The following is a 10123-nucleotide window of genomic DNA, read 5'->3' as shown; positions in this document are numbered from 1 at the left end:
ACACGGGCGTGCCACTGTCAACGATCTCGCGCGCGGCTGCGATGGCGTAGTCGCAAGGCTGCGGATCGCCAGGGCCGTTGGAGAGAAAGACGCCATTGGGCTTGAGCTTGAACACATCGGCCGCCGATGTCGTGGCCGGCACCACGGTGATCTTGCAGCCACGCTGCGCGAGCATGCGCAGGATGTTCTTCTTGACACCGAGGTCGTAGGCCACCACATGGAATTTGGGCGCGATCTGCTCGCCGTAACCAAAGCCCAATTGCCATTCGGTCTGCGTCCAGGCATAGGGCTCGCGGGTGGACACGACCTTGGCCAGATCCAGACCCGTCATGTCGGGCGCGCCCTTGGCAGCCGCGATGGCGCGGGCGCGGTGTTCGTCGGTCAGGGCCTCGCCGGCTGGCAGGGCCAGGATGCAGCCGTTCTGGGCACCCTTGGTGCGCAACAGGCGCGTCAGCGCACGGGTGTCGATGTCGGCAATGGCCACGGTGCCTTCGCGCTGCAGGTACCGCGACAGGGTTTCTTCGCAGCGGAAGTTGGAGGCCAGAAGCGGCAGGTCTTTGATGATCAGGCCGGCCGCGTGAATGCGGTCGGCTTCCACGTCTTCACGGTTCACCCCGGTGTTGCCGATGTGAGGGTATGTGAGCGTGACGATCTGCTGGCAGTAGCTCGGATCGGTGAGGATTTCCTGGTAGCCCGTGATCGAGGTGTTGAACACCACCTCGCCGGTGGTCTGGCCAGTGGCACCGATGGAAATGCCGGTAAAGACCGTGCCGTCTGCGAGCGCGAGGATGGCTTTCGGGTGGACGGGAAGCACGGTGTTCTCCAGATGGGTTGGGGCGCACCCACGCCCGCCGGGGGCAGAACCGGGCCTCAGGCGGCCCGGGGCACCCGGAGGACCGGACGGATGTTCGGTCGACGGGAATCCGGTGCCGGGACAAGCCTGCACCGGGGCGGGCGCACGCAGGTGGCGCCGATTGCGGGTAAACCTTGAAATTATAGCCTGCGAGGCCTGGTTTCGCAGGTGCCGAACAGCACCCCGGGGCCAGCTTCAGGCCGCGGCGGCCGCACTGGCGTGCAGACAGATCGCCGCCGCTGCTGCCACGTTGAGCGACTCCTCCCCGCCGGGCTGCGCAATGCGCACGGCGTCGGCAGCCATGGCCTCGATCTGCGGTGCCACCCCCTGCCCTTCGTGCCCCATCACCCAGGCACAGGGCCAGGGCAGCGTGGCCCGGTGCAACCACTGGCCGCGGTGCGAACTGGTTACCAGCAGCGGCAATCCCAGGCCGGCCAGGTCGGCCGGTGCCAGCCCTTCAACCAGGCGCAGACCGAAATGCGCCCCCATGCCGGCGCGCACCACCTTGGGGGACCACAGGGCCGCGGTCCCCCGGATGGCCAGCACCTGCCGAAAACCGAAAGCGCCCGCACTGCGCAGGATGGAGCCGACGTTGCCAGCGTCCTGAACCCGATCAAGCACGACAGCCGGCTGCCCCGGCACCAGCCCCGTCTGCGCCGGCAGGGCCAGCACAAAGCCCATGTCGGCCGGGGATTCCAGGCCGCTGACGGTGGCCATCAGCGCCTCGGGGACGATGGTGTTGTGCGTACAGGCGCGGCGCAACGCGTCCGGGGCGCGCTGCCAGCCGGCCTCGGTGAACACGGCCTGCAGCGGCCGGCCCCCCCGGTCGAGCAAGGCGCGGCAAAGATGATCCCCCTCCAGCCAGACCTGGCCCAGCTTGCGGTAGGCCGTGTTGTCCTGCGCCAACTGGCGCAGGCGTTTGATGAGCGGGTTGTCCCGCGAGCTGATGTGCTGGGGCGGGTTCATGGTGCGGCCTCCTGTGTCGGCGCCCGGTGCGCCGTGGCCGCCTGTGCCACCGGCGCAAACGAGCGGCGGTGCTCCGGCAGGGGTCCGAGGCGGCGCAAGGCCTGCAGATGCTCGGCCGTGCCATAGCCCTTGTGGCGCCCGAACCCGTACTCGGGATGGCGGCCATGCAGTTCCACCAGCAGGCGATCGCGTGTCACCTTGGCCAGAATGGACGCTGCCGAGATGGCCGGCACCAGGGCGTCCCCGCCCACCACCGCCTCGGCCAGCACGTCGATCTCGGGCAGCCGGTTGCCGTCGATCAGCACCTTGGCCGGCCTCAGGCGCAGGCCCAGCACCGCCCGGCGCATCGCCAGCATGGTTGCGTTGAGGATGTTCAGGCGATCGATCTCCTCGACCGAGGCCTGGGCCACGCTACAACACAGCGCCTTGGCGCGGATTTCGTCGTACAGCTGCTCCCGACGGCGCTCGGTCAGCTTCTTGGAATCCGCCAGGCCGGCGATCGGCGCCAGCTCGTCCAGGATGACCGCGGCGGCCACCACCGGCCCGGCCAGCGGACCACGCCCGGCCTCGTCCACCCCGGCCACCAGGCCAGGACCATCCCAGACCAGACGGGTCTGCTCAGCGTTCAGAAAGGAGCGTTTCGATCGCATCGGTCGCCAGTTGCACGGTGTCGCGGCGCAGGCTGCGGTGCAGCTCGGTGAAATGCGCCGCGACGGCCGCCATTCTCGCAGGCTCGTCAAACCACGCCAGCGTGGCGTCGGCCAGCGCCTGCGGCGACGCCGCGCCCTGCAGCAGCTCGGGCACCACAAACTCGCGACTCAGGATGTTGGGCAGGCCGACCCAGGGCTGCAGGCGTTTGCGCCACATCATTTTCCAGGTGACCCAGTTCATGTGGTACGCGATGACCATCGGCCGCTTGAACAGCGCCGCCTCCAGCGTCGCGGTGCCACTGGCGATCAGCGTCACGTCGCAGGCGGCCAGCACCTCGTGCGACTGACCCGCCACCACCGTCAGCACGTCGCCCAGCCCGTGGCGGGCCACCAGCGCATCCACCCTGGGTTTGAGGTCCGGCACCGCCGGCAGCACAAAACGCAGGCCGGGGCGCTGCCGGTGCATCAGCGTCACCGCCTGCAGAAACTTCGGGCCGATGTAGCGCACCTCGTCGGCGCGGCTGCCCGGCAGCACGGCCACCACGTGCCCTTCCTGGGGCAGGCCGAGGCGCTGGCGCGCCGCTGCGCGATCCGGTTCCATCGGAATCACAGCCGCCAGGGGATGCCCCACATAGGTCGCGGCAATGCCGTGCCGGGCCAGCAGATCGGGTTCAAACGGAAACAGGCACAGCACATGATCGGCCGCCCGCTTGAGCTTCTCGATCTTCTCGGGCCGCCAGGCCCAGATCGAGGGGCAGACGAAATGCACCGTGGGCACGCCGCCCTCGCGCAGCCGACATTCCAGGTCGAGATTGAAGTCGGGTGCATCCACGCCGATGAACACATCCGGCCGTTCGGCGCCCAGCAGCCGGTCGCCCAGCGTCTGCCGGATGCGCAGCAACTCCCGCAGCCGCGGCAACACCTCGATGTAACCGCGCACCGACAGACGCTCGCTGGACCACCAGGCATCGAATCCTTGCGCCGCCATGCGCGGGCCGCCAATGCCACCGGCCTGCAGGTCGGGCCAGCGCTGGCGCAACCCGCCCAGCAGCAGGCTGGCCAGCAGGTCGCCTGACGCCTCGCCGGCCACCAGCGAGAAACGCAAGGGACTGCCCATATCAGTCAGCGCACGATGCCGCGGTGAGCGTTCACGCCGCCAAGGAAGTCGAGCATCAGGCGCACGTCCTGCTCGGCGTCCGGCGTGTCCTTGGCCAGCCCGGCGATGCGCTCGCCCGCCTGCTCCAGGGTCAGATCGTCGCGGTACAAGGCCTTGTGCATGCGCTTCACGGCGGTGATGCGATCCGGCGAAAAACCACGGCGGCGCAGGCCTTCGAAGTTCATCGAACGCGCCTGGGCCGGATGGCCCTGGGCCATCACGAAAGGTGGCACATCGGCCACCACCATCGAGCACATGGCGGTCATGGCATGGGCACCGACGCGCACGAACTGGTGCACCGCCGAGAAGCCACCGAAGATCACCCAGTCGCCCACCTGCACATGCCCCGCCAGTTGGGTGTTGTTCGCAAAGATGGTGTGGTCACCCACCACGCAGTCGTGCGCCAGGTGGGTATAGGCCATCATCCAGTTGTCGTTGCCCAGGCGGGTGACGCCGCCGCCCTGGACAGTGCCGATGTGGTAGGTGCTGTATTCGCGGATGGTATTGCGGTCGCCGATGATCAGCTCGCATGGCTCGCCCGCGTACTTCTTGTCCTGGTTGACAGAGCCCAGCGAGGTGAACTGGAAGATGCGGTTGTCCCGGCCGATGGTGGTGTGGCCCTCGATCAGGCAATGGGCGCCGATCGTGGTGCCGGCACCGATCTTCACGTGCGGGCCGATGATGGTGAAGGGCCCGACCGTGACGGTCGCATCCAGCTCCGCCGCGGGATCGACCAGCGCGGTGGGGTGAATCTGTGCCATGGGCAGTCCCCGCCTCAGGCGATGGTGCGCATGGTGCACATGAGCGAAGCCTCGCAGGCCATCTCGCCGTCCACGTGGGCCACGCCCTTGAACTTGTAGATGCCCGCTTTCGCACGGTCGAGTGTCACGTCCATGATGAGCTGGTCGCCCGGTTCGACCGGGCGCTTGAAGCGCGCGCCATCGATGCCGGCAAAGTAATAGACCGTGTTGTCGTCCGGCGTGACGCCCATGGTGGCAAAGGACATCAGCGCGGCCGACTGGGCCATGGCTTCGAGCATGTACACACCCGGGAACACCGGCCGGTTCGGGAAGTGGCCGGTGAACTGGGGTTCGTTCACCGTGATGTTCTTGAGCGTACGGATGCGCTGCCCCTTTTCAAACTCCAGCACCCGGTCCACCAGCAGGATGGGGTAACGATGGGGGAGTTGCTTGAGGATCTGGTGAATGTCCATCATGGCGCGGTCTTCTGTTTTTCCAATACTTGGGCAATGGCCTGCTCGACCGCCTTGAGGCGATCGCGCAACCGGTGAAGCTGCTTGAGCGAAGCGGCGTTCTTCTCCCAGGACGCGTTGGCGTCGAGGGGAAACATGCCAGTGTAATGGCCCGGCTCGCGAATCGACCGCGTGACAACGGAGGCGGCGGAGATGTGCACGCCAGCGGCCAGGCTCAGGTGCCCCAGCACCACCGCGCCGCCACCGACGGTGCAACCGGCCCCGATCTCGGCGCTGCCGGCCACGCCCACGCAGCCGGCCATGGCCGCGTTCTCGCCGACCTTCACGTTGTGTCCGATCTGGATCAGGTTGTCGAGCTTGACGCCATTGCCGATGACGGTGTCGTCCAGGGCACCACGGTCGATGCAGGTGTTGGCGCCGATCTCCACGTCGTCCCCGATGCACACGGCGCCGAGCTGTTCGATCTTGATCCAGCGTCCCTCGTGCGGCGCGAAGCCGAAACCATCGGCCCCGATGACCACGCCCGCGTGCAGGATGCAGCGAGCGCCGACCCGGCAGTCGTAACCAATGGTCACATGCGGATGCAGTACGGTCCCCGCGCCCACCGTGGCGTTCCTCTCGACCACCGCGTGAGCGCCAATGCGCGCACCGTGACCGATGACGGCCTGCGGCCCGATGACCGCGAAGGGGCCCACGTCCACACCCTCATCCAGCCGGGCACTCGGATCAACACAGGCACTCGGGTGCACGACGGCAGGTGGACGGGGATCGTGCGCCGCCCGCCACCACTGGGTCAGGTGCGCGAAGTACAGATAGGGATCGTCGGCAACGATGCAGGGGCCGCGTGCCGCGGCGGCATCGGCCAGCGACGGACCCACGATGAGCGCCGCAGCCCGCGTCGTCGACATCTGCGCGCGATAACGCACATGGGCCACGAAGGCCAGTTCGCCCTCGGTAGCCGAACCCAGCGGCGCCAGCCGCCGGATCGAGGTACCAGGGTCGCCGATCAGCCGCCCGCCCAGGGCCTCGACCAAAGTGCCCAGGGTGATGACCAAGACATCCCCCCGCTTACTTGGCGTTGTTCAAGGCCTCGAGCACCTTGTCGGTGATGTCGAGCCTGGGGTTGATGTAGGCGGCCTCCTGCACGATCAGGTCGTACTTCTCGGTCTCGGCCACCTGCTTGAGCACGCGGTTGACCTTTTCCAGTACCTGCTGCAGACCCTCATTGCGCCGCAGCGACAGGTCCTCCTGGAACTCGCGCTGCTTGCGCTGCAGGTCGCGGTCCTGCTCGATCAGCTGGCGCTGACGTGTCATGCGTTGACTCTCCGGCAACGTGGGCGCCTCGCGCTCGAGCTTCTCGGACGCGGCCTTGAGCTGGGTAGCCTGCGCCTGCAAATCCTTCTCGCGTTTGGAGAAGTCCTGCTCGAGCTTGGCCGTCACAGCCTTGGCCACGGCAGAGTCGCGCAGAATGCGATCGACGTTGACGGCGCCGATTTTCGCGCCCTGCGCGGCGGCACTGGTTGCCACCAGCGCGGCCGCGGCCAGCGCGACCAAGCGCGTCACCGAGGTGTGAAAAAACGTCTTCATCAAAACGAGGTCCCGATCTGAAACTGGAATTTCTGAATTTCATCCCCGTCGAACTTGCGGATCGGGGTGGCATAGGCAAAGCGCAGCGGACCAATGGGTGATACCCAGCTCAGGCCGATACCGGCCGAGGCACGCATTTGCGAGAAGTCGAACTTCTCCTTCTCGCCGAAAACGTTGCCGACGTCCACAAAGCCGAACCAGCGCAGCGTCCGGTCGTTGCCGGCACCGGGGAATGGTGCGATGAACTCGGCATTGAGCACGAAACTCTTGGCACCGCCCACACTCACGGTTTCACCCGTCGGCGAGCCGATGACCGGCGACTTCGGCCCCAGCGTGCCCTGCTCGAAGCCGCGCACCGACCCCAGGCCGCCGCCATAGAAGTTGCGCATGACGGGGAAGCTCTGGCTGCCCAGGCCCTTGCCCCATCCCAACTCGGAGTTCAACGCGAAGGTGTATTGCTTCGTCAGCGGAACGTACTGCTGGAACTGGTAGTTCAGCTTGGTCCATTTGCGGTTGCCCAGGCCCAGCTCGGTGTTGAAGCGCTGGTAGCGGCCTTCGGTGGGCACCAGTGCACTGTCCCGTTCATCGCGGGACCAGCCGACGGTGATGGGGATGTAATTGCCATCCTGGCCGATATAGGCCTCAGGCAACTCGTTGCCTTCGACAATGGACACCCGCTCGGCTCCGATACCGAAATAAACGGTATCGCGCTCGGTGAACGGCACGCCGAACTTGACCCCAACCCCGGGCCGGCGGATCTCATAGTCGCCACCTTGCGCGTCGTAGGGGCGCGTGGTCCGGTAGTACAGGTCGAAGGTGCGCGAGATGCCGTCCTGCGTGAAGTAGGGGTCGGTGGTGCTCAGCGAGAACGTGCGGTAGTAGTCACTGGTGTTCAGGTCCAGGCCGAGGTAGTTGCCGGTGCCGAACACGTTCTCGACACTGACGCTGGCGATGAACGAGAGCTTGTCTGCCTGTGAATAGCCGGCCCCCACCGAAAGGTTGCCGGTCGGACGCTCGACCACGGTCACGGTCAGATCGACCTGATCGGGTGTGCCGGGCACGGGCTCGGTGTCGATGCCCACTTGCGTGAAGAAACCCAACCGGTCGACACGGTCACGTGAGAGGCGGATCTTGTCGCTGTCGTACCAGGCCGACTCGAGCTGGCGGAATTCGCGGCGAATCACCTCGTCGCGCGTGCGGTTGTTGCCGGCCACGTTGATGCGCCGTACATAGACGCGGCGGGCGGGCTGGGCACGGATGGCGAAGGCCACGCGGTTGTTGGTGCGGTCGATCTGCGGCACGGCCTCGACCTGCGCAAAGGCGTAACCGAACGCACCGAAATAGTCGGTGAAGGCCTTGACCGTGGCCGCCACGTCCTCCGCGTTGTAGGCCTCGCCGACACGAACGGCAACCAGGGACTTGAACTCCTCTTCCTTCCCGAGGTATTCACCCTCCAGAGCCACCGAGGACACCACAAAACGGTTGCCCTCGGTGATGTTGATCGTCACCGACATGTCCTGCTTGTCCGGCGAGATGGCCACCTGGGTCGAGTCGATGCGAAACTCCAGAAAGCCCCGCGTGAGGTAGTACGAACGCAGGGTTTCCAGGTCGGCATTGAGCTTGCTGCGCGAATAGCGGTCGGCCTTGGTGTACCAGCTCAGCCAGCCCCCGGTGTCCAGATCGAACAGGTTGCGCAAGGTGCTTTCCGAGAACGCCTGGTTGCCGACGATCCGGATGTCCTTGATCTTGGCGACATCGCCCTCGGTCACGCTGAAGTTCAGGTTGACGCGGTTGCGCTCGATCGGCGTCACCGTCGTCACCACCTGGGCACCGTACATGCTGCGATCGATGTACAGGCGCTTGAGCTCCTGCTCGGCCCGGTCGGCCAGCGCCTTGTCATAGGGCCGGCCATCGGTCAGGCCCACATCGCGCAGCGCCCTTTTGAGGTTTTCCTCCTCGAATTCGCGAATGCCCGAGAAGCTGACGTCGGCCACCGTGGGGCGCTCCTCGACGATGATCACCAGCACATCGTCGTTGACTTGCAGGCGCACGTCGCTGAACAGGCCCAGCCCGAACAGCGATCGGATCGCCGAGGTGCCCTTGTCGTCGTTGTACTGGTCACCAATGCGAAACGGCAGCGATGCGAACACCGTGCCGGGCTCCACACGCTGCAGGCCTTCGACCCGGATGTCCTTGAGCGTGAACGGATCGACCGCCCAGGCGGGCAAGGAAGCCAGCAGACTGGCGGCAATGGAAGTCAGTGTCAGGCCGCGCAGCCCTCGTCGAATGGTTTTCATGGATCAGAAATGGTCAGCCCGCCAGTCGGGCCACATCGTTGAACAGGGCCACAGCAATCATCGCCATCAGGATGGCCACGCCCCCACGTTGGAAGCGTTCGAGCCAGACGTCAGGTACCGCTCGCCTCGTGATACCTTCCCAAAGATAATACATCAGGTGCCCCCCATCGAGGACGGGCAGGGGCAGCAGGTTCAGCACACCCAGGCTGACGCTGATCAGTGCCAGGAACACGATGTACTGGGTGATGCCCATGCTGGCCGACTTGCCCGCATATTCGGCGATGGTCAGCGGCCCGCTCAGGTTCCTGATCGAGGCCTCTCCGATGACCATGCGCCCCATCATTTTCAACGTCAGCCAGGACACCTCCCAGGTGCGCTCGACAGCCCTGCCCAGCCCCTCGATGGGCCCCAGGCGCACCGTGGTCATGGCCGGTGCCACACCCACATAGGCGCCGACACGACCGATCCAGGCGCCATCCTGTTGCTCCGGCTTGGGCGTGACGGACAGGCGCAGCGGCCGCCCGGCGCGCTCGATGTCCCACTGCTGCGTGACCGGCTCTCCCCGCGGCCCGACTGCGCCGCGGATGAGCTGCCGCAGTTCCGTCCCGTCGCTGACCTTGCGGCCATCCAGCGCCAGCACCCGGTCGCCCGCCTGCAAGCCGGCGCGCGCGGCCGCCCCATCGGGCAGCAACTCGCCCATCAGCGGCTCGGTCCAGGGTGCGACGATGCCGATGCGCTGGTACAGGGCCGCATCGGCCTCTTTCACATCCAGGCCCGACAGCGGCAGCACCACCGCCCGGGTCGCGCCCTGATCGGGATGGCCCACCCAGAGCGTGGCGTCCTGGCCGTCCAGCGCCGCGCGTGTCAGTTGCCAGCGCAGGTCTTCGAACGACCGCACCGACCGGGGCTCGCCCATGCCCAGTGACAGGCCGCCCACCCATTCCCCGCCCGAGATGCCCGCGCGCTCGGCCATGGAGCCGGCAGCCGGCCGGGCCAGAACGGGCTCGGGTTCCTGCACACCCCACCAGTTCACCACGGCATACAGCAGCACGGCCAGCAGCAGGTTGGCCAGCGGCCCGGCGGCCACGATGGCGGCGCGTGCGCGCAACGGCTGGGTATTGAAGGCCAGGTGCCGCTCGGCGGGCGCCACCGGTGCCTCGCGCTCGTCGAGCATGCGCACATAGCCACCCAGCGGCATAGCCGCCAGCACGAACTCGGTCGGGCTGTCCTTGCGGCGCCAGCGCAGCAGCGGCTTGCCGAAGCCAATCGAGAAACGCAGCACCTTGACCCCGCAGGCCACGGCCATGCGGTAGTGCCCGTACTCGTGCACGGCGATCAGCAGCCCCAAGGCCACAACAAAGGCGATTACGGTGGTCATCCTCTTCTCACTCCTTCACCCGC

At 66.7% G+C, this 10123-nt stretch carries 10 protein-coding genes; all 10 read right to left on the bottom strand.

Going from position 1 to position 10123, the window contains the following annotated elements; translation table 11 throughout:
• A partial coding sequence (locus tag PHQ87_RS02650) for a carbamoyl phosphate synthase small subunit (RefSeq protein WP_300230909.1) occupies positions 1–814 on the bottom strand: 814 nt, incomplete at its 3' end.
• 234 nt (positions 815–1048) lie between these two features.
• A complete protein-coding gene (locus tag PHQ87_RS02645; RefSeq protein ID WP_300230907.1) occupies positions 1049–1819 on the bottom strand; it encodes an RNA methyltransferase in 771 nt (256 codons plus the stop codon).
• Positions 1816–2469, bottom strand: a complete 654-nt coding sequence (rnhB, locus tag PHQ87_RS02640; protein ID WP_300230905.1) for a ribonuclease HII — start codon at positions 2467–2469, stop codon at positions 1816–1818. Before rnhB ends, PHQ87_RS02645 begins: the two co-directional genes overlap by 4 nt.
• Positions 2438–3586 (bottom strand): lipid-A-disaccharide synthase, encoded by a 1149-nt coding sequence (gene lpxB / locus PHQ87_RS02635; protein ID WP_300230903.1) that lies wholly within the window; start codon positions 3584–3586, stop codon positions 2438–2440. The genes rnhB and lpxB overlap by 32 nt, the downstream gene beginning before the upstream one ends.
• 5 nt (positions 3587–3591) lie before the next feature.
• A complete protein-coding gene (lpxA, locus tag PHQ87_RS02630) occupies positions 3592–4386 on the bottom strand; it encodes an acyl-ACP--UDP-N-acetylglucosamine O-acyltransferase (protein ID WP_300230901.1) in 795 nt (264 codons plus the stop codon).
• Positions 4387–4400: 14 nt separating this feature from the next.
• Positions 4401–4841: a 3-hydroxyacyl-ACP dehydratase FabZ gene (gene fabZ / locus PHQ87_RS02625; protein ID WP_300230899.1), complete on the bottom strand. Its 441-nt coding sequence runs from the start codon at positions 4839–4841 to the stop codon at positions 4401–4403.
• Positions 4838–5893: a UDP-3-O-(3-hydroxymyristoyl)glucosamine N-acyltransferase gene (gene lpxD / locus PHQ87_RS02620; protein ID WP_300230897.1), complete on the bottom strand. Its 1056-nt coding sequence runs from the start codon at positions 5891–5893 to the stop codon at positions 4838–4840. The genes fabZ and lpxD overlap by 4 nt, the downstream gene beginning before the upstream one ends.
• Positions 5894–5906: 13 nt before the next feature.
• Positions 5907–6425 carry an OmpH family outer membrane protein gene (locus PHQ87_RS02615; RefSeq protein ID WP_300230895.1) on the bottom strand — a complete coding sequence of 173 codons (519 nt, stop codon included), beginning with the start codon at positions 6423–6425 and terminating at the stop codon, positions 5907–5909.
• Positions 6425–8722, bottom strand: a complete 2298-nt coding sequence (bamA, locus tag PHQ87_RS02610) for an outer membrane protein assembly factor BamA (RefSeq protein WP_300230892.1) — start codon at positions 8720–8722, stop codon at positions 6425–6427. Before bamA ends, PHQ87_RS02615 begins: the two co-directional genes overlap by 1 nt.
• 13 nt (positions 8723–8735) lie before the next feature.
• Positions 8736–10100, bottom strand: coding sequence for an RIP metalloprotease RseP (gene rseP / locus PHQ87_RS02605; RefSeq protein WP_300230891.1), 1365 nt, complete (start codon positions 10098–10100; stop codon positions 8736–8738).
• Between the last annotated feature and the right edge of the window lie 23 nt (positions 10101–10123).

It is taken from the genome of Hydrogenophaga sp. (assembly GCF_028698005.1).
In the GTDB taxonomy this organism is placed as follows: Bacteria; Pseudomonadota; Gammaproteobacteria; order Burkholderiales; family Burkholderiaceae_C; genus Hydrogenophaga.
Note: the sequence above shows the minus strand (reverse complement) of the source record. Positions and strands in the feature narration are given on the sequence as shown.